Here is a 19,219-nt window from a genome sequence, read left to right as displayed (position 1 = left end):
ACTTATCGCCGGCACGGGGAGAGGGTATCATTCGTCAATTATTTTCCACGCCCCAACCAGCAACAGGATCGCGGCCCGGCCGCGAAAGACCACGATGGATGAAGGCTTCAATGTCGGCGCAAGGCTGCGCCAGCTGCGCAAGGAGAAAGGGCTCTCCCAGCGCGAGCTCGCCAAGCGCGCCCAGGTGACCAACAGCAGCATCTCGCTGATCGAGCAGAACAGCGTCAGCCCTTCGGTGAGCTCGCTGAAGAAGATCCTCGATGCCCTGCCGGTATCGATCAGCACCTTCTTCGCCGGCGAGGAGACCAGCCATCCCCGGCCCTTCTACAAGGCGTCGGAACTCACCGAGATCGGCGACGGCCAGCTGTCGTGGCGTCTGGTGGCCGCACGCCGCCCGGATCGACGCATGTCGGTGCTCCACGAACGCTATCCGCCCGGGGCCGACAGCGGCGAGGAAATGCTGGAACACGAAGGCGAGGAAGGCGGCGTGGTGATCTCTGGACGGATCGAGATCACCGTCAACGGCGAGGTGGAGGAGCTGTCGGCCGGGGATGGCTACTACTTCGATTCACGGCTGCCCCACCGCTTTCGCAACGTCGGCGACGAGGAATGCGTGATCGTCAGCGCCAATACCCCGCCGTCGTTCTCCGACGGCGGGGAAGAGCTGCATCACGGCTGAGCGCGTTCACTCCCCCGCCCGATACAGCCACTGGATGCTGGAGAAATCCAGCCGGCCACTGCCCTGGGCGCTGTGCAGCGCGAACAGGTTGCGCGCCTGGGAGCCCATGGGCACGCTGGCCCTGGCCTTGAGCGCCAGCTCCCAGGCCAGCCCCAGGTCCTTGGCCATCAGGTCGGTGAGAAATCCGCCCTGATAGTCGCGCGACGCCGCCGAGCCCTCCATGACCCCTGGCCAGGGGTTGTAGACGTTGAGCGCCCAGTTGCCGCCGCTGCTCTGCTTCATGATCTCGGACAGCACCGCCGGATCGAGCCCGCTCTTCACCCCCAGCGCCAGCGCCTCGGCGGTGCCGCTCATCAGGATGCCGAGCAGCATGTTGTTGCAGATCTTGGCGACCTGACCGGCGCCGACCTCGCCGGCGTGAAAGATGTTCTTGCCCATGGCCTCGAGCACCGGCCGGGCCTGTTCGAATCCCGCCTCCTTCCCACCGACGATGAAGGTCAGCGTCCCGGCCTTGGCGCCGCCGATGCCGCCGGAGACCGGCGCATCCAGATAGGTCAGCCCCCGCGCGGCCGCCGCCTCGCCCACGCGGCGGGTCTCGTCGGGCGAGATGGTCGAGGCATCGATCACCAATGGCTTCTGTGCCAGGGCATCGAGCAGCCCCGGCGAGGCGCCATCGCCCAGATAGAGACCGAGCACGTGGGCCCCGGCCGGCAGCATGGAGATGACCACCTCGGCGTCGCGACAGGCCGCCTCGGCGCTGTCGGCGCGCCTGGCCCCCTGCCCCTCGAGGTCCGCCATGGCGGCCTCGACCAGGTCGAAGACGCAGACGTCGTGACCCGCGCTCAGCAGGTTGGCGGCCATGGGCGATCCCATGTTGCCGAGTCCGATAAAGGCGATGTTCATGGCGTGGCTCCTTGTCTTGTTCTAATGGGATAAACCTGCACTGGGCGTCTCCAGACGCCATTAACCGATACGTTGCCCCACCCCGAGATCTCTCAGCGGATGCGCTTCGCTCGACCACGGCGAGGCCAGCATCGCCTGAAGGTCGGCCTCTGGCACGCTGGCCACGTCGGCATGGGACCAGCGGGGTGACTTGTCCTTGTCGACCAGCAGCGCGCGCACGCCCTCGGCCAGATCGCCGCGCTGGCAGCATTGCACCGAGAGCCCGAGCTCGTCGCGGAAAGCGTCGGCCAGCCCGGTGTGGCGATGCCGCTCGAGCATCCGCCATACCAGGTGCGCGGTCAGCGGGCAGCCGGCAGCGAGGCGCTGACGATTGGCCGTGAGCCACGCATCGTCGCGGTCGTCGGCAAGAATGCGCGCCACGGCATCGGCGGCACTCGTCTCGCCGACCAGCGACTGCAGATGATCACGCCGCGGCCAGACCTGTCCCTCCGGCGCCTGCTCGCGGGCCTCGAAGCGGTCGAGCACGCCTTCCACGGCCAGCCGGCACGCCGCCGGGGAGTGATCGCCATGATCGGCCTCGGCCAGGGCAGCGAGCAGGTCATCGCGGCGCTCGCGGGGCACGAAGCGATCGGCCAGCCCCAGGTCCAGGGCATCGCGGGCGTTGAGCTGGGCGCCGGTCAGTCCCAGGTAGGCGCCGATGCCGGGCGGCATGCGATTGAGGAACCAGCTCGCGCCGATGTCCGGGTAGAGCCCGATGGTGATCTCGGGCATGGCGATCAGAGTGGTCTCGGTGACCACACGCTGGAAGCCGCCGGCCAGCAGCCCCAGGCCGCCGCCCATGACGATGCCGTCACCCCACACCAGCAGCGGCTTGGGATAGGTGTGGATGCGGTGATCCAGCCGGTACTCGGCGGTGAAGTAGCGCGTGGCGAAGGTCTCGTCACGGGCTTCGTCGTCGGCCAGCGAGCGATACAGCGCCACCACGTCGCCGCCGGCACAGAAGGCCTTGCCGCCGGTGCCTTCCAGCCACACCGCCACCACCCGCTCGTCCAGCGCCCAGGCCTCCAGCCTGTCTTCCAGCAGCCGGATCATCTCCAGCGACAGTGCATTCAGCGCCTTGGGCGCATTGAGGGTCGCCACGCCGATCCGGCCGCCGCCGCGCGTGGGGAGTTCGTCGAAGCTGACCACGGGGTCCGACATCACTGTCTCCTGATAGTCCGTGTGAGATAGTCCGTGCGAGATCGTCCGTACAAGGGTGACAGCCGCCAGCCGTCAGCCGGCCGCTGCCCTGGTGTCAGGTCACTGCAGGCCCTCGACGACGCCGTCGGCCAGCAACCGACGGGCGACGATCAGCCGCATGATCTCGTTGGTGCCCTCGAGGATCTGGTGCACGCGCGTGTCGCGTACCAGCCGTTCGAGGGGATATTCGCGGATATAACCATAGCCACCGTGCAGCTGCAGGGCCTCGTTGCAGACGTTGAAGCCCATGTCGGTGGCGAAGCGCTTGGCCATGGCACAGTGGGCGGTGGCCTCCGGGTCGCCCTGGTCGAGCCGCCAGGCGGCGTGACGCACCATCAGCCGCGCCGCGGTGAGCTCGCTGGCCATGTCGGCCAGCTTGAACTGCAGCGCCTGGAAACTCGCCAGCTCGCGCCCGAACTGCTTGCGCTCGCCCAGGTAGTCCCGCGACAGCGTGAGCGCCTGCTGGGCCGCGCCCAGCGAGCAGCTGGCGATATTGAGCCGGCCGCCATCGAGCCCCTTCATGGCGAAGCGGAAGCCTTCGCCCTCCTCGCCCAGCCGGTTGCCCACCGGCACGCGCACGCCGTCGAAGCTGATCAGGCAGGTGGGCTGGCTCTTCCAGCCCATCTTGTCTTCCTTCTTGCCGACCTCGATGCCGGCGGCATCGGCCGGCACCAGGATCGCCGAGATGCCGCCGGCGCCGCTGTCCGGCTCGCCGGTGCGCGCCATCACCACCAGCACCTGGGTGGCACCGGCGCCGGAGATGAACATCTTCGAGCCACTGATGACATAGTCATCGCCATCGCGCACCGCCCGGGTGGTGAGGCTGGCCGCGTCCGAGCCGGCGCCCGGCTCGGTGAGGCAGTAGGAGCCCAGGGCCTCACCCGCTATCATGGCCGGCAGATAGCGCTCGCGCAGGGCATCGCTGCCCCAGCTGGCGACCATCCAGGTCACCATGTTGTGAATGGTGAGATAGGCGGTGGTGGCGATGCAGCCCTGGGCGAGGCGCTCGAAGATCAGCGAGGCATCGAGTCGCGACAGTCCAAGCCCGCCGTGTTCCTCCGGCGTGTAGAGGCCGAGGAAGCCGGCCTCGCCGGCCCGACGAATGACGTCGACGGGAAAATGGCTGCGGGCATCCCAGTCGGCGGCATGGTCGGCCAGCTCGGCCCGGGCAAAGTCGGCGGCCGCATCGGCCAGCGCTCGCTGGTCTTCGGTCAGCGCAAAATCCATGGTGACACCTCCGTCGAGAGAATCGGGAACGGCCGAATGCCGGGCCGGCGATGCGCACCCGCGGGTCCTTCCCTGCGGCTATCGCCAACCTAGCAACTGCTCGGGTTATCCCATATCCCGCCATGGTCTAACAAGCACTTTACGTTAACGTAAACCTCGTCTAGGGTTTCTCGGACGAGGTGGGAAACCGCCGGTGGACCACCCGGCTACAGGAACGATCGACATGACGCGAACGCCCTCCCAGGCACAGGACAGCGAGAACGACGCCCTGCCCCGGCAGCAGCGCACCTACACCATCGGCGAGCTGGCCCAGATCTTCGAGGTCACGCCCCGCACCATTCGCTTCTACGAGCAGGAGGGGCTGCTGGCCCCCACCCGCCAGGGCCAGAAGCGCATCTACCGCGAGAAGGATCGCGTGCGCCTCAAGCTGACCCTGCGCGGCAAGCGGCTGGGCTTCTCGCTGGCCGAGATCCGCGAGGTGGTGATGATGTACGACGCCATGCCGGACGGCAACGCGCGCCAGCTCCGGCGGCTGCTGGAGCTGCTGGCGGAGAAGCGGGCCAACCTGGAGCGCCAGCTCGAGGATATCCGCCTGATGCGTCTGGAGATCGACGACGTGGATCAGCGGGCGCGGGAGGTGCTGCGCCAGCTGGAGGACACCCCGTAACCGGAGCGACCAGTGCGGCAGGGTTTCCCGAGACAACACAGCCATGTCCCGAGATAACACAACAATGAGAGCCACCATGCCACGCCAGACCCGACACGCCAGCTATCTGAGCGGCATCAGCGACACGCCCCTCAAGGGCCAGACCATCGGCGACTGCTTCGACGACACGGTCGCCCGCTTTCCCGACCGGGACGCCCTGATCAGCCGCCACCAGGGCCTGCGCTATCGCTGGCGGGAGCTTCAGGCCGACGTCGACCGCGCGGCCCGCGCCCTGATGGCGCTGGGCGTGGCAAAGGGCGACCGGGTCGGCATCTGGTCGCCCAACTGCGCCGAGTGGGCCATCACCCAGTTCGCCACCGCCAAGATCGGCGCCATCCTGGTCAACATCAATCCCAGCTACCGCACCCACGAGCTGGAGTATGCACTGCGCCAGTCCGGCACCTCGACGCTGATCCTGCAGGGGCAGTTCAAGACCACCGACTACGTGGCGATGCTGGCCGAACTGGTGCCGGAGCTCGATGACGTCACGCCCGCCGACCTCAAGAGCGCCACCCTGCCCGAGCTCGAGCGGGTGATCTGCCTGGATGGCACCCGGGCGCTGCTCGGCATGCACAGCTGGGAGACGATGCTCACGCACGCCGACCGGATCAGTGACGAGCAGCTGGCCGAGCGTCAGTCCGGGCTCGAGTTCGACGAACCGATCAACATCCAGTACACCTCCGGCACCACCGGCGCCCCCAAGGGCGCCACACTCTCCCACCACAACATCCTCAACAACGGCTTCTTCGTCGCCCGCACCCTCGACCTCACCGAGGCCGACCGCATGGTGATCCCGGTGCCGCTCTACCACTGCTTCGGCATGGTGATGGGCAATCTCGGCTGCATGACCCACGGCGCGGCGATGATCTATCCCGGTGACGGCTTCGATCCGCAGGCCACCCTGGCGGCGGTGGCCGAGGAGCGCGCCACCACGCTCTACGGCGTGCCGACCATGTTCATCGCCGAGCTGGAGCATCCCGAGTTCGAGCACTTCGACCTCTCCAGCCTGCGCACCGGCATCATGGCCGGCTCGATCTGCCCCATCGAGGTGATGCGCAAGGTCATCGAGCGCATGCACATGCAGGGCGTGACCATCTGCTACGGCATGACCGAGACCAGTCCGGTCAGCCTGCAGACCCGCACCGATGCACCGCTCGAGAAACGCGTGACCACCGTCGGCAGCATCCATCCGCACCTGGAGGTCAAGCTGATCGATCCCGGCACCGGTGCCGCGGTCCCGCGCGGCGAGCCCGGCGAGCTCTGCACCCGGGGCTACAGCGTGATGCTCGGCTACTGGCACAACGAGGAGGCGACCGCCAAGGCCATCGACGCAGCCGGCTGGATGCACACCGGTGACCTGGCCACCATGGACGACGACGGCTATGTGGCCATCGTCGGGCGCATCAAGGACATGATCATCCGCGGCGGCGAGAACATCTATCCGCGCGAGATCGAGGACTTCCTCTACACCCACCCGGCGATCTCGGACGTCCAGGTGATCGGCGTGCCGGACGATAAATACGGCGAAGAGGTCATGGCCTGGGTCAAGCTTGCCGACGACCAGCCCCTCGACGAAGACGGGCTCAAGACCTTCTGCCAGGGCAGGATCGCCCACTACAAGATCCCGCGCTACGTGAAGTTCGTCGACGCGTTTCCGATGACCGTCACCGGCAAGATCCAGAAGTTCAAGATGCGCGAGGAAGCGACGCACGAGCTGGGGCTCGGCTGAGCTCAGCCAGCCACGCCGCAGACTCGACGGCCCGCCGGGGATTGCATCGGCGGGCCGTGTCGCGCTTCAATACGACTTGACCCCTTCGAGATTGCCCCTTCGAGACCGACGCATGATCTCACCGGCTAGGACATCGCGCCCCCACCACCGCCCCTGGCAGCGCCTCATCGCGCTGCTGGTGGTGCTGGCGTTTGCCCTCGCGTCCCTGCCCGGTCATGCGACCACAGCGGCCTGCCAGGCCGAGTGTGCACAGATGTCGATGTCGTTCGACGAGCGGCCCGATGTCAGTGATGCCTGCGGCGGCTGTGCCGCCCCGGCCACCTCGCTTTCCCCCGCGGTCATGGCCCCTGACGCCATGGCCGCCCCCGTGGCCACGCTCGTCAGTGACCACATCCCGCAGCCACCGCGTCGCCCCCCGCGAACCTGACGACTCCCCCGGGCCATGCCCGAAAACCGACACTCACTGCACGAATCGGCCCGTCGACGACGGCGCCAAGGGAGTCGCACCATGTATAACGAATGCTTCGCCACCATGGGCCACATGGGCGTGTTCGGCTGGCTGATGCCACTGGCCGGCCTGCTGTTGCTGGGGCTCGGCATCGCCGCGCTCATCAAGTATCTGTTCACCTCTCACAAGGGAGATCGCTCATGAAACCCGCCTTCTCACACCTGCTGCTGACCGCCGGTCTCGCCCTGGGGGCCACCACCGCCCACGCGGCACTGCCGGACACCGCCATCCTCTACAAGAATCCCCAGTGCGGCTGCTGCGATGGCTATGCGCGCCATCTGGAGCGCCTGGGGATCGACGTGACCGTGGTCGATGACCAGCCCCTCGGCGAGATCAAGCAGGACGCCGGCGTCCCTTACGGCCAGGGCTCCTGCCACACCGTCGAGATGGGCGACTACGTGATCGAAGGCCACGTGCCGATGGCCGCCGTGGAGGCACTGTTCGCGCAGCGGCCCGACACCGACGGCATCGGCCTGGCCGGCATGCCGAGCGGCACCCCGGGCATGCCGGGACCGCAGAACGCGCCCTACGAGGTCTATCAGTTCCGCGACCAGCAGGCCTCGCCGTTCATGACGCTGTAACGGCTATCCTCAAGGCCGAAAAAAACCCCGCAAGCCTCGGGCTCGCGGGGTTTTATCGTCTCGGTGACTGTCGAACGACGGGCGTGATCACATGCCCTTGGGCGCGAAGATCCCCGGCGCGTTGCGCCAGTAGCCCTTGTAGTCCATGCCGAAGCCGAACACGTAGCGATCCTCGACCTCGAGGCTGCAGTAGTCGGCCTTGAGATCCGGCATCGCCTTGCGATCGTGACGCTTGTCGACCAGCACCGCGGTGGAGATGCTGGCGGCACCGGCCTCACGGCAGTAGTCGAGGATGGCGGCGAGCGTGGAGCCCTCATCGAGGATGTCATCGACGATCACCACGTGGCGGCCGGCCATGGGCACTTCCGGCGAGACGCGCCAGAACAGCTCGCCACCGCGGGTGCCGCCGCGATAGCGCGTGGCGTGCAGGTAATCGACCTCGAGCGGGAAACCGAGGCGGGTCAGCAGGTGCCCGGTGGTGATCAGGCCGCCGTTCATCACGCAGTAGAAGACCGGCAGCTTGTCGCCGAGATCGCTGGCGATCTCGTCGGCCATGCGATCCAGGGCACGCTCGACCTCCTCCTGGCTGATCAGGCAATCGGCAGAATCCATGACCTCACGCATGTCCGCCAGGGACGGAAGGGCATTGGCATCGAGTTTGGGCATCGGAAGCTCGTCGTATGTCGAAATTCAGGGAACCGTCAGTCGGCGGCCATGGCCTCGAGGTGCGCATGCACCCGACGCCAGCGGGACAGCGCGCCGAGCGCGTCGAGATCGGGCCGGGCCCGGCCGTAGCGCAGCTTGGCGGCGCGTTTGGTGGTGCGTCCCTCGCAGGCCTCGACCACCTCAAGGGCGGCGGCGCGATCGTTGCACACCAGCAGCATGTCGCAGCCGGCCTCCAGGGCCTGGCGGGCGCGTTCGGCGGGCGCCCCGGCGCTGGTCGCACCGGCCATGCTCAGGTCATCGGAGAAGATCGTGCCCTTGAAGCCCAGCGACTCGCGCAGCATCCCGAGCCAGGCCGGCGAGAAACCCGCGGGCCGATGATCGAAGGCCGAGTACACCACGTGAGCGGGCATCATGCCTCCCAGACGTGCCGACAGCCCTGCGAAGGGCAACAGATCGCGCTCGCGCAGTGCCTCGAAGGATCGCTCGTCCACCGGCAACTCGTGGTGGGAGTCCGCAACCACACCGCCATGGCCGGGAAAATGCTTGCCCACCGCGGCCATGCCGGCTTCGTGCAGGCCTTCGATGAAGGCGCCGGCCAGGCGCGTCACGACCTCGGGATCGGCGCCGAAGCTGCGGTCGCCGATCACCGTGGACTGGCCATCGTCGACGTCGAGCACCGGGGCGAAACTGAGATCCAGCCCGCAGGCCGCCATCTCCATGCCGAGCAGCCAGCCGGCATCCTGGCACAGGCGCCGAGCGACCTCGGGCGCCGCCTTGTGCTCGCGACCCAGCCGCCCCATGGCCGGCAACCGGGTCACGCCCTCGCGCAGGCGCTGCACCCGCCCGCCTTCCTGGTCGATGGCCAGCAGCAGTTCAGGGCGCACCTGGCGGATCGAGCGGCACAGCTCACGCACCTGGGCGGCGTCTTCCACGTTGCGGCCGAAGAGGATCACGCCACCGACCGCCGGTCGCGCCAGCAGCGCTCGCTCCTCATCGCGCAGCTGCGTCCCTTCCAGGTCCAGCATCACCGGTCCGAGCGTCTGGGTCATGTTCGCCTTCCTGACGGATGAAGGGAGGCGATTCTAGACCAAAGCCGGCGCCGACAACAGTCCGCCCCGATATCGCCTCGCATGTGAAATCACCTCGCATGTGAAGATAGAAGACCCCGGACAAGCCGTCGCCACCTCCGTAGAATATGCGCATCACCCTTTACCACCCTCTCCTCGCGGATAAGGAGCATCCCTTGCCTGTCGATCTTCCCCCTAGCCTGTTGTGGCCGCTGGCCGCGATCGTCGGCCTGTGCCTCGGCAGCTTCCTCAACGTGGTGATCACTCGCCTGCCGGTGATGCTGATGCGGGAGTGGCGGGCCGAGGCCCGCGAGGCGCTGGAGCTCGAGGCGGAAGACACCTCGACCTTCAACCTGGCCACGCCGCGCTCGATGTGCCCACGTTGCGAGGCCCCCATCGCCTGGCACGACAACCTGCCGCTGATCGGGTGGCTGAAACGCCGCGGGCGCTGCGCTCGCTGCGCCACCCGCATCAGCCCCCAGTATCCACTGGTGGAGCTGGCCGGCGCCCTGCTGACGCTCGCGGTGACGGCACTGTTCGGCCCCACCCTCGAGGGGCTGTTCGTCCTCGGCGCCTGTCTGAGCCTGCTGGCGATGGCGGCCATCGACCTGCGCACCCAGCTGCTGCCGGACGCCCTGACCCTGCCGCTGCTGTGGGCCGGCCTGCTTTACCAGCTGCTGTTCCAGCCGCTGCAGCTGCCGAGCGCGGTGATCGGCGCCATGGCCGGCTATCTCTCGCTGTGGGGCTTCTACTGGCTGTTCAAGCTGGTGACCGGCAAGGAAGGCATGGGCTACGGCGACTTCAAGCTGTTCGCCGCGCTGGGCGCCTGGCTGGGCTGGGTCTACCTGCCGCTGGTGCTGATCCTGGCCGCCGGGGCCGGCGCCATCGTCGGCGTGATCGTCCAGCTGGCCGTGCCGCGCCTGCGCGGCGCCCCCATGCCCTTCGGCCCCTGGCTCGCCGCGGCCGGCTGGATCGCGCTGCTGGTCGGTGAGCCGCTGATGGCCCACTACCTGACCCTGATGATGTGATGGGAGATGACAGAGAGATGAGCGACACGACCCTGATCATCGGCGTGACCGGCGGCATCGCCTCCGGCAAGTCCACCGTGGCCCGCGCCTTCGCCGCGCACGACATTCCCTGGGTGGACGCCGACGACGTTGCCCGCGAGGTGGTCGAGCCCGGCGAGCCTGCCCTCGCCGCCATCGCCGCGCGCTTCGGCACGAAAGTGCTGCAGGCGGACGGACGCCTGGATCGCCGAGCCCTGCGCGAGATCGTGTTCACCGACGAGGCCGAGCGGCGCTGGCTGGAATCCGTGACGCATCCGCGCATCCGCGAACGCCTGCTCGAACGCCTGGCCGAGTTCCGCGAAAGCCCGGCCCCCTACGCGCTGCTGGTCTCGCCGCTGCTGTTCGAGTCGGGCCAGCACACACTGGTCGACCGGGTGCTGGTCGTCGACGTGCCGGAGGCGCTGCAGATCGAGCGCACCGCCGCCCGCGATGGCGTCGACGACGCCCAGGCCCGCGCCATCGTGGCCGCCCAGATGCCCCGCGACACGCGCCTGGCCCGCGCCGACGACGTGCTGGACAACGCCACCGACGAGGCCGGCCTGGCCGCCCGGGTGGCCGAGCTGGACCGGCACTATCGAACGCTTTCCGGTTTGCCCCCGGCGCGCTGATTCGTCATCCTTTCCTCGATTGACTGACGCCGAGAGAATCCCTATGAGCCAAGCCGAGTCCGAGCGCCCCCTCGAGGTCGCCTGCCCCCAGTGCCGCACCAAGGTGGCCTGGAGCGAGGACAATCCCTACCGCCCCTTCTGCAGCAAGCGCTGCCGCCTGCTCGACCTGGGCGCCTGGGCCGACGAATCGCATCGCATCGCCGGCGAGCCCGCCATGGACGAGACCGACATCGACGACCTGCTGGCCCGCGCCGACCGCGACGGCGGCGTCTGAGCCGATGACCACCCCCGCGCCCGAATACCAGCTGCTGGCCCGCCTGGAGGCCGCCTTCGATGGCCTGGTCGAGGCCAGCGAGACACTGGTCAACACCTGGCGTCACGAGGGTGGCCAGGCCTGGGCCTTCGGTCGTGAACAGGCCGATGCCGCCTGGCTGCGCGAGGCGCTGCTGGACGTCTGGTATCAGGATGGGCAGGACGGACGCAGCACGCGCAGTCATGTCGGCCTGGTGGCCGCCACGCCGGCGGTCATGGAGGCCGCCCGGCGGGTCAACGACACCAAGCAGGCATTCGCTGACCTGCTGGCCAGGATCCGGGAGGAAGAGCCCTCACTGCTGCCCGAGATCAAGGCGGTGCTGCCCTTTCGCCATCCCGAGCTGCATACCCATCTACGTGGCAGCGGCCTGGCGAGGCTGCATCTCAAGCAGTGCTGGCGAGCCATTCCGCTGGCCCCGGCGCCGGTGGCCAGGGTGCGCTTCGCATGGTACTCGAGCGGGCGCTCCATCAAGCGACTGAGCGTGCGCGAGGCCGAACAGAAGCTGCTGGCCCTGGATACCGACGCCCCGCACGTGCGCATCCAGCTGCGTCAGCTGGCCGGCATTCCGGACGGCGAGCCCCTGGCCCAGGTCCAGACCCAGGCGCCACTGATGCGGGCCAACCTGTTCTTTCGCGAGCCCCTGGAAGACGGCCATCGGCGACGCGCCATGAACGTGGCACTGCCGCTGTTCGTCCCGGCCGACGACGGGCGTTTGCCGGATCACAACCAGCCCCCCGACCACCCGCCCCAGACGCGCACGCGTGCGCGTCGCCGCGACGAGCGACTGGAACAGGAGCCGCTGCTCCCGAGCCTCAGGGTCTATCGCTACCGCCGCTGACGGCCGTACCGGGTCTCAGGTTAGGCGCCTCAGGCAATACGCCCGAGTGACTGAAGCGTCTGCAGCAGATCGCTGACGCTGTCTTCCTGCTGGGAATAATCCTGCATCAGCTCACGGAGACGGCGCTCGAAGAGCTGCTGGCGGCTCTCCGACGATTCCACCTGCCGGGCATGCGGTGCATCCGTAGAGGAAGGCTCGTCGGGAATATCCGGGGCCGCGCCGGGGGTCTCGAGTTCGCGCAATGCCTCGGCGAAGGCATCATCGAGTTCACGGAACTTGCGTAACTTCTCACGCTCATCCATGGGCTTTTGAAATTTGTGCTGTTTCATTCGCAACCAGTCGGTTCAAGGCCTGGCCAGAGAAGGACGACAACGAGGGCCATGGCCAGGCGAGATACCCAGAGATTATACCCCTCGGCTCTGCGACAAGCACCTGCCTGACGGTTCTCGCCCGCATTATGTGCAGAAACGCTCAATACCCGGAGGCAAACTTGCCTTCGCCCCCCGTTAGGCGGCATAAAACAGTGACTGTGGCCCTACAACGATATCAACTGCCACCGCAGGCAACATTCCGGCACAAGATCTGCTAGCCAAGGATTACTAGCGGCGCACGGGGAACAACGCAGTACGAGGGGAAGGCCATGTGCCAGGATATGATGCGCGCGGAAATATGGCTGCAAGACACGATGGGCAGCCAGAAGGGAATCGAAGAGCTGGCCAGCAAGATGGGCTATTCCTCATCACAGGTCAGGCGCCGGTTCCGACATTATTTCGGACTGTCGCCGGGCGCCTATCGCGACCGATTACGGCTCGAGAAGGCGGCACGCCTGCTGATTCACACTTCCAGCAACATCAATCAGATTGCCGGCGTCTGCGGCTATCGGAATCACTCCGCATTCTCACGCGCCTTTCAGCGCCATTACGAACAGTCTCCGCGTCGGTTTCGCCAGGCGGTGCGCGTCTCGCTCAAGCGCCGGCTGAACGCGACGGAAGACTTTCACTATGACATTCGGGAACAGCCCTCGCACAAGGCCGTGCTGACACGCCTCTACCGCCCGGACAGGCTTCGCGACGACCTGCGCGACTGGCTGCGTCACACCCCGGGCGCCGAAGCGCTGCCGGCTCGGCTCGACAAGGCTCCCCCCGTGGCCATCTTTCACGACCGACCACTGGAAGGCGCCCTGCCCCGACTCGACCTGGGCGTGCAGCTGAGCGGCGGAGACGCCAACCTGGCACTACCGCCGGCCTTCCGCACGCTTCATCTGCCGGCTCAGCGCCACGCCTGCGTGCCACTGCAGGACATCGGCCAACTGGACGCCGCCGTGCTCTACATGGCCTGTCGCGGAGTTTCCGGAGAGGGAGAGCCCATCAGTGGCGACGCGCCGCTGCTGCTGCAGGCCGGCCACGGCCTGGAACTTCGCATCCCGCTGCTGTGATGCACGCAAAGACGCCGCCCCTTCGGGCGGCGTCTTCACTGAATGCTCTTGCCGTCTGCCGATGTCGCTCGACCGACGATCGTGCTCAATCTTCGGTGCGCACCAGCCAGGACTCGACGGTCTCGGCACCGAACTCGTCCTTCCAGGCTTTCAGGGTCTTCTGATTGCCACCGCGCGTCTCGACGACTTCGCCGGTCTGCGGATGCTTGTAGATCTTCAGCTTGCGCTTGCGACGGGTGCCGGCGCTGGGGGCTGCGGCCTTCGGCGCGGCGCCAGGCTTCGGATTCAGCAGTTCGATGACGTCATTGGCGCTCTTGTCGAATTCCTTCATCAGGGCTTCGAGCTTGGTCTTGAATTCCAGCTCGGCCTTGAGGCGCTCGTCATTCTCCAGTCGATCGAGTTCGTCCTGAAGTTGCTTGAGCTGCTGTTCCTTCTGCATGTAGTTGCTGAGCAGTGAGGACATGTAAAAGTTCCTTGTCTAGGGAGGAGTCTCGGGAATGCCTCGACATTATTGCGTCTATCGGCATATAACGCAACGTTTACACAATGCTTAACTCGCGCACCGAGGCGTTTAAATATAAAGCGCCAACTCACTCATAAAATGCATTTTATTAACGCTTTTTAATATAGCAGCGATTCAACGCCTGTCATCGGCTGGCTCACAAACGGAAGACGCCCGTCCTCTCGGACAAGACCCCCAAACGAAAAAAGAGGCGCCGCCCTCGCGGGCGGCGCCTCCGGTCTTGCCAAGATTCACTGCATGGGCAGAGCCCGGGAATCTTAGTCCTGACCCATCTGCTGCTTGATCAGGTCGCCGATGGTGGTCGGGCCATCCTGGTCGGTTTCCTGCTGTTCGCGCAGCTTGGTCATGTTGCGACGAGTGTCGTCCTGATCCTTGGCCTTGACGGACAGGCTGATCTGACGATTCTTGCGATCGACGCCGACGATGCGGGCCTCGACGCTGTCGCCCTCGTTCAGCACGTTGCGCGCATCTTCGACGCGGTCGGCGCTGATCTCGGAGGCCTTGAGCACGGCCACGACATCGGTCGCCAGCTCGACGTGAGCTTCCTTGGCATCGACCTCGACCACACGGCCGGTGACGATGGAGCCCTTGTCGTTGACGGCCAGGTACTCGGCAACCGGATCGCTGTCCAGCTGCTTGATACCGAGAGAGATGCGCTCACGCTCCGGATCGATGGACAGGATGACGGCTTCGGCCTCGTCGCCCTTCTTGAAGTTGCGAACGGCCTCTTCGCCGGTCTCGGTCCAGGAGATGTCGGACAGGTGAACCAGACCGTCGATGCCGCCTTCCAGACCGATGAAGATACCGAAGTCGGTGATCGACTTGATGGTACCGGCAACGCGGTCGCCCTTGTTGTACTGGGCGTTGAAGGTTTCCCACGGGTTGGCGGTGCACTGCTTGATACCCAGGGAGATACGACGACGCTCTTCGTCGATATCCAGCACCATGACGTCCACGTCGTCACCGACCTGAACGACCTTGGACGGATGGATGTTCTTGTTGGTCCAGTCCATTTCGGAGACGTGAACCAGACCCTCGACACCCTCTTCCAGCTCGGCGAAGCAGCCGTAGTCGGTGAGGTTGGTGACGGTGGCGTGCACCTTGGTGCCTTCCGGGTAGCGGGCCTTGATGTTGACCCACGGATCCTCGCCCAGCTGCTTCAGGCCCAGGGAGACGCGGTTGCGCTCGCGATCGAACTTCAGCACCTTGACGCTGACTTCGTCGCCCACGGACACGATCTCGCTCGGATGCTTGATGCGCTTCCAGGCCATGTCGGTGATGTGCAGCAGGCCATCGACGCCGCCCAGGTCGACGAAGGCGCCGTAGTCGGTCAGGTTCTTGACGATACCGACGATCTGCTGGCCTTCCTGCAGGGTTGCGAGCAGGGCTTCACGCTCGGCGCTGTTCTCGGCTTCGAGAACGGCACGACGGGAAACGACAACGTTGTTGCGTTTCGGGTCGAGCTTGATGACCTTGAAGTCCAGTTCCTTGTTCTCGAGGTGCGTGGTGTCGCGCACCGGACGCACGTCGACCAGGGAACCCGGCAGGAAGGCGCGGATGGAATCCACGTCGACGGTGAAGCCGCCCTTGACCTTGCCGTTGATCACGCCCTTGACGATCTCTTCCTTCTCGAAGGCCGCTTCCAGAACCTTCCAGGCCTCGGCGCGCTTGGCCTTCTCGCGAGACAGACGGGTCTCGCCGAAGCCGTCTTCCACGGCTTCCAGGGCGACGTGGACTTCGTCGCCGACGGCGATGGTCAGCTCGCCGTTGTCGTCGCGGAACTGGGCCGCGGGGATCTGACCTTCGGACTTCAGGCCGGCATTGACGGTGACCCAGTCACCCTCGATGTCGACGACGGCAGCCGCGACGATGGCGCCCGGCTCCATGTTGATGTCCTGGAGAGACTGTTCAAACAGTTCAGCAAAGCTTTCGCTCATGATGTTCCTACGTGATCAACGTTGTGCGGCAGGGCCGCTCCTCCGTACCACCAGCGAGTACGGGCCATTTCAGACTGCCCCCGGGGATGTTGGCGCTGGTTCGACCTGGCCGGGCTCACGGGACACATAGGTGCCCGACCACGTCATCACATCGTTCCGGGGGCGCCGCAAGGGAGCTCAGGTGTCGGAGGCGAGCCCACGCCGGGCCAGCAGCTCCGTCAGCCGATCCACCACTTCCGGTATCGTCAGGCTCGTGGTGTCCAGCTCGACGGCGTCTTCGGCCGGTACGAGCGGGGCCACGCTGCGCTGCATATCGCGTGCATCGCGTGCCTGAATCTCCTTGAGAAGACTCGATAGACTAGCATCCACCCCTGCCTCTCGCAACTGGCGCTGGCGCCGCCGCGCCCGCTCCTCCGCGCTGGCGGTGAGGAAGATCTTCAGTGGCGCCTCGACGAACACCACGGTGCCCATGTCGCGCCCGTCGGCGACCAGCCCCGGGGCCTGGCGGAAGTCGCGCTGGCGCTTGAGCAGCGCCTCGCGCACCGCCGGCAGCGAGGCCACGCGCGAGGCGGCGTCACCGACCTGTTCGGTGCGAATGGTGCGGGTCGCGTCTTCGCCCTCGAGCAGGACGCGCGCCTCGCCGTTCTCGGCCAGGAACACCACATCCAGCGTCTCGGCGATTGCCGCCACCGCCGGCTCGTCGTCCAGGGCCACGTCGTGCTTGGTGGCGGCCAGGGCGGTCAGCCGGTAGAGGGCCCCGCTGTCCAGCAGGTGCCAGCCCAGCCGCTCGGCCACCAGCCGGCTGATGGTGCCCTTCCCGGCTCCGCCCGGGCCGTCAATGGTCAGTACCGGCGCCTGTTCGCTCATGAGGCCTCCTGCTCTTCGGCGAGAGTCAGCCCGACGCGGCGGGCCAGGTCCACGAAACCGGGGAAGGACGTGGCCACGTTGGCGCAGTCGTCGATGACGATCTCGCCGGAGGCACGCAGCGCCGCCACGCTGAAGGCCATGGCGATACGGTGGTCGCCGAGGCTGTCGATGCGCCCGCCACCGTAGCTCGGGCCGTCGCCGCCCTGCCCTTCGCGACGACCGACGATATCGATGCCGTCTTCATAGAGGCGGTTCTCGACGCCCAGCGCGGAGAGGCCATCGGCCATGGCCTTGAGGCGGTCGGATTCCTTGACGCGCAGCTCGGCGGCCTCACGCAGTCGGGTGGTGCCCTCGGCGTTGGCGGCGGCGACGAACAGCGCCGGAAACTCGTCGATGGCCAGCGGCACCTGGTCGACCGGAATGTCGATGCCCTTGAGCGGCGCATAGCGGATGTGCAGGTCGGCGACCGGCTCACCGCCTACCTCGCGCTCGTTCTCGAGGCGCAGGTCGGCGCCCATCTGCTTGAGGATGTTGATCACCCCGATGCGGGTCGGATTGGTGCCCACGTGCTCGAGCACCAGATCGGCCCCCGGCGTGATGGCCGCCGCCACCAGGAAGAAGGTCGCCGAGGAGATGTCCGACGGCACGTCGATCGGCGCCGCGGTCAGGCGACCGCCACCCTGCAGCCAGCAGGTATCGCCTTCGCGCCCGACCTCATAGCCGAACCCGTTGAGCATGCGCTCGGTGTGGTCGCGGGTCGGCGCCGGCTCGCGCACCCGGGTCTCGCCCTCGGCGTAGAGTCCGGCCAGCAGCAGGCAGGACTTCACCTGGGCGCTGGCCATCGGCATGTCGTAGTCGATGCCCTTGAGCGGCTGGCCGCCCTTGATCTTCATCGGTGGGCGACCGCCCTCGGCGGTCTCGATCACCGCGCCCATCTCGCGCAGCGGATCGGCCACGCGCCCCATGGGGCGCTTGGTCAGCGAGTGGTCGCCGGTCAGCTCGGTGTCGAACGACTGGCCGGCCAGCAGCCCGGCGAACAGGCGCATGGCCGTGCCGGCGTTGCCCACGTAGAGCGGTCCCGCCGGCGCCTTGAGGCCGTGCAGGCCGACGCCGTGAACGGTGACGCGCCCCTGGTGCGGCCCTTCGATGGCCACGCCCATCTCGCGGAACGCCTGCAGGGTGGCCAGGCTGTCCTCGCCTTCCAGGAAGCCGGAGACCTCGGTCACGCCCTCGGCCAGGGCGCCGAGCATGATCGAGCGATGGGAGATCGACTTGTCGCCGGGCACGCGGATGCGCCCGGTCACGCCGCCACCGGGGCTGACCCGGTAGCGCAGCTGGTCTTGTGCTTGCATCTGGTATTCCGCCTGGTAACTGGTCTGGTTAAGCAGGGAATCGAAGTAGTGCCGGGCATGACTGGCGCGATCGAAGGTCGCCAGCATGGCATCGGTGTCGCCGCGCTCGACCGCCTCGCGCAGCCGGGCCACACCGGCCTCGAAGTCGTCGAGGGCATGCAGCACGGCGTCGCGATTGGCGACGAAGATATCGCGCCACATCACCGGGTCGCTGCCGGCGATGCGGGTGAAGTCGCGAAAGCCGCCGGCGGCGTAGCGAAAGATGTCGAGACGCTCGTCCTGGCGTGCCAGGGTATCCACCAGCGAGAAGGCCAGCAGGTGCGGCAGATGACTGGTGCGGGCCAGCACCTCGTCGTGGCGCGCCACCTCCATTTCCAGCACCTCGGCACCGGCGGCTTCCCACAGCCCGCGCACGCTGCCCAGGGCGGCGCGATCGGTGGTCGGCTCGGGCGTCAGGATCACCTTGTGACCGACGTAAAGCTCGGGGTTGGCCGCCGCCACGCCGCTCTTCTCGGAGCCGGCGATGGGATGGCCCAGCACCAGGCTCGCCGGCATGCCGCCAAACACCTCCACGGCCGCCTCACGGATGGCGCCCTTGGTGCTGCCCACGTCGGTGATCACCAGGCCTTGCTCGACGGCGCCGGCCGCGGCGAGCTCGCCCATCACCTGGCGCATGGCCAGCACCGGCACCGCGAGCACCACCAGGTCGACGCCCTCGAGCAGCGAGTCCAGCCGGGTGTCACCGCGGTCGATCAGCCCCATCTCGATGCCGCGCGCGATCTCGTCGGCGTCGGGATCACAGGCCAGGATCTCGGCGCCCTTTTCATCCGCCCCGAAGCCGGCGGCGCCCTTTTCAGCCGCCCCGAAGCCGGCGGCGCCCTTTTCAGCCGCCCCGAAGCCGGCGGCACGGAGCGCGGCGGCGAGCGAGCCGCCGATCAGCCCGAGGCCGACGATCAGCAGCCGGGAGGGCATTG

Annotated in this window: 21 protein-coding genes; 11 read left to right on the top strand and 10 right to left on the bottom strand. The window is 67.1% G+C overall.

All coding sequences use genetic code 11. The annotated features are described in order from the left end of the window. Nucleotides 1-94: 94 nt before the first annotated feature. The gene (locus CVH10_RS00155; RefSeq protein ID WP_035593518.1) at nt 95-679 is read left to right on the top strand and encodes a cupin domain-containing protein; all 585 of its coding nucleotides are present in this window, start codon (nt 95-97) and stop codon (nt 677-679) included. Between the two features lie 6 nt (nt 680-685). Here the strand turns inward: CVH10_RS00155 and mmsB are convergent, their stop codons facing one another. From mmsB to CVH10_RS00140, 3 genes are all read right to left on the bottom strand, one after another. Further along, nucleotides 686-1,582, bottom strand: a complete 897-nt coding sequence (gene mmsB, locus CVH10_RS00150; RefSeq protein ID WP_035593520.1) for a 3-hydroxyisobutyrate dehydrogenase — start codon at nt 1,580-1,582, stop codon at nt 686-688. 60 nt (nt 1,583-1,642) lie between these two features. After that, nucleotides 1,643-2,782, bottom strand: coding sequence for an enoyl-CoA hydratase/isomerase family protein (locus CVH10_RS00145; RefSeq protein ID WP_106487470.1), 1,140 nt, complete (start codon nt 2,780-2,782; stop codon nt 1,643-1,645). A gap of 99 nt (nt 2,783-2,881) precedes the next feature. Beyond that, nucleotides 2,882-4,048, bottom strand: coding sequence for an acyl-CoA dehydrogenase family protein (locus tag CVH10_RS00140; protein WP_106487469.1), 1,167 nt, complete (start codon nt 4,046-4,048; stop codon nt 2,882-2,884). A 223-nt stretch (nt 4,049-4,271) separates the two neighbouring features. Between CVH10_RS00140 and CVH10_RS00135 the strand changes: the two genes are divergently transcribed. The 5 genes from CVH10_RS00135 to CVH10_RS00120 all read left to right on the top strand — a co-directional run bounded on the left by CVH10_RS00135 (nt 4,272) and on the right by CVH10_RS00120 (nt 7,572). Further along, nucleotides 4,272-4,715, top strand: coding sequence for a MerR family DNA-binding transcriptional regulator (locus tag CVH10_RS00135; protein ID WP_035593526.1), 444 nt, complete (start codon nt 4,272-4,274; stop codon nt 4,713-4,715). 76 nt (nt 4,716-4,791) lie between these two features. Next, on the top strand, nt 4,792-6,483 hold the full coding sequence (locus tag CVH10_RS00130; protein WP_106487468.1) for an AMP-binding protein: 1,692 nt from the start codon (nt 4,792-4,794) through the stop codon (nt 6,481-6,483). A gap of 112 nt (nt 6,484-6,595) precedes the next feature. After that, on the top strand, nt 6,596-6,910 hold the full coding sequence (locus CVH10_RS00125; RefSeq protein ID WP_035593530.1) for a hypothetical protein: 315 nt from the start codon (nt 6,596-6,598) through the stop codon (nt 6,908-6,910). An 81-nt stretch (nt 6,911-6,991) separates the two neighbouring features. Continuing rightward, nucleotides 6,992-7,135, top strand: coding sequence for a hypothetical protein (locus CVH10_RS25545; protein WP_181244327.1), 144 nt, complete (start codon nt 6,992-6,994; stop codon nt 7,133-7,135). Continuing rightward, complete coding sequence (locus CVH10_RS00120; protein ID WP_035593532.1) at nt 7,132-7,572, top strand: DUF411 domain-containing protein; 441 nt, start codon at nt 7,132-7,134, stop codon at nt 7,570-7,572. Before CVH10_RS25545 ends, CVH10_RS00120 begins: the two co-directional genes overlap by 4 nt. A gap of 87 nt (nt 7,573-7,659) precedes the next feature. On the opposite strand, the gene CVH10_RS00115 is transcribed toward CVH10_RS00120, so the two are convergent. Together CVH10_RS00115 and nagZ are read right to left on the bottom strand one after the other, a co-directional pair. Continuing rightward, nucleotides 7,660-8,238: a hypoxanthine-guanine phosphoribosyltransferase gene (locus CVH10_RS00115; RefSeq protein WP_035593534.1), complete on the bottom strand. Its 579-nt coding sequence runs from the start codon at nt 8,236-8,238 to the stop codon at nt 7,660-7,662. A 35-nt stretch (nt 8,239-8,273) separates the two neighbouring features. After that, the gene (gene nagZ, locus CVH10_RS00110) at nt 8,274-9,287 is read right to left on the bottom strand and encodes a beta-N-acetylhexosaminidase (RefSeq protein ID WP_106487467.1); all 1,014 of its coding nucleotides are present in this window, start codon (nt 9,285-9,287) and stop codon (nt 8,274-8,276) included. A gap of 194 nt (nt 9,288-9,481) precedes the next feature. Here nagZ and CVH10_RS00105 point away from each other — a divergent pair, with 194 nt between their 5' ends. The 4 genes from CVH10_RS00105 to CVH10_RS00090 are packed head-to-tail and all read left to right on the top strand — an operon-like array spanning nt 9,482 to nt 12,131. Further along, nucleotides 9,482-10,333 carry an A24 family peptidase gene (locus CVH10_RS00105; RefSeq protein WP_106487466.1) on the top strand — a complete coding sequence of 284 codons (852 nt, stop codon included), beginning with the start codon at nt 9,482-9,484 and terminating at the stop codon, nt 10,331-10,333. A gap of 17 nt (nt 10,334-10,350) precedes the next feature. Further along, the gene (gene coaE, locus CVH10_RS00100; protein WP_106487465.1) at nt 10,351-10,980 is read left to right on the top strand and encodes a dephospho-CoA kinase; all 630 of its coding nucleotides are present in this window, start codon (nt 10,351-10,353) and stop codon (nt 10,978-10,980) included. A 43-nt stretch (nt 10,981-11,023) separates the two neighbouring features. Continuing rightward, on the top strand, nt 11,024-11,254 hold the full coding sequence (yacG, locus tag CVH10_RS00095; RefSeq protein WP_106487464.1) for a DNA gyrase inhibitor YacG: 231 nt from the start codon (nt 11,024-11,026) through the stop codon (nt 11,252-11,254). Nucleotides 11,255-11,258: 4 nt separating this feature from the next. Beyond that, a complete protein-coding gene (locus tag CVH10_RS00090) occupies nt 11,259-12,131 on the top strand; it encodes a DNA replication terminus site-binding protein (protein ID WP_106487463.1) in 873 nt (290 codons plus the stop codon). A gap of 29 nt (nt 12,132-12,160) precedes the next feature. Here CVH10_RS00090 and CVH10_RS00085 read toward each other — a convergent pair whose 3' ends face one another. After that, a complete protein-coding gene (locus tag CVH10_RS00085) occupies nt 12,161-12,460 on the bottom strand; it encodes a hypothetical protein (RefSeq protein ID WP_106487462.1) in 300 nt (99 codons plus the stop codon). Between the two features lie 311 nt (nt 12,461-12,771). Here CVH10_RS00085 and CVH10_RS00080 point away from each other — a divergent pair, with 311 nt between their 5' ends. After that, nucleotides 12,772-13,566 (top strand): helix-turn-helix transcriptional regulator, encoded by a 795-nt coding sequence (locus tag CVH10_RS00080; RefSeq protein ID WP_035593548.1) that lies wholly within the window; start codon nt 12,772-12,774, stop codon nt 13,564-13,566. A gap of 85 nt (nt 13,567-13,651) precedes the next feature. On the opposite strand, the gene CVH10_RS00075 is transcribed toward CVH10_RS00080, so the two are convergent. The 4 genes from CVH10_RS00075 to CVH10_RS00060 all read right to left on the bottom strand — a co-directional run bounded on the left by CVH10_RS00075 (nt 13,652) and on the right by CVH10_RS00060 (nt 19,217). Next, nucleotides 13,652-14,029 carry a histone-like nucleoid-structuring protein, MvaT/MvaU family gene (locus CVH10_RS00075; RefSeq protein WP_035593549.1) on the bottom strand — a complete coding sequence of 126 codons (378 nt, stop codon included), beginning with the start codon at nt 14,027-14,029 and terminating at the stop codon, nt 13,652-13,654. A gap of 317 nt (nt 14,030-14,346) precedes the next feature. Beyond that, the gene (gene rpsA, locus CVH10_RS00070) at nt 14,347-16,026 is read right to left on the bottom strand and encodes a 30S ribosomal protein S1 (RefSeq protein WP_035593551.1); all 1,680 of its coding nucleotides are present in this window, start codon (nt 16,024-16,026) and stop codon (nt 14,347-14,349) included. A gap of 177 nt (nt 16,027-16,203) precedes the next feature. After that, on the bottom strand, nt 16,204-16,893 hold the full coding sequence (gene cmk / locus CVH10_RS00065; protein ID WP_106487461.1) for a (d)CMP kinase: 690 nt from the start codon (nt 16,891-16,893) through the stop codon (nt 16,204-16,206). After that, complete coding sequence (locus CVH10_RS00060) at nt 16,890-19,217, bottom strand: bifunctional prephenate dehydrogenase/3-phosphoshikimate 1-carboxyvinyltransferase (protein WP_369335714.1); 2,328 nt, start codon at nt 19,215-19,217, stop codon at nt 16,890-16,892. Before CVH10_RS00060 ends, cmk begins: the two co-directional genes overlap by 4 nt. Between the last annotated feature and the right edge of the window lie 2 nt (nt 19,218-19,219).

Source organism: Halomonas sp. ND22Bw, from assembly GCF_003011945.1.
In the GTDB taxonomy this organism is placed as follows: Bacteria; Pseudomonadota; Gammaproteobacteria; order Pseudomonadales; family Halomonadaceae; genus Halomonas; species Halomonas halophila.
This window is presented reverse-complemented; position numbering and strand designations above follow the sequence as displayed.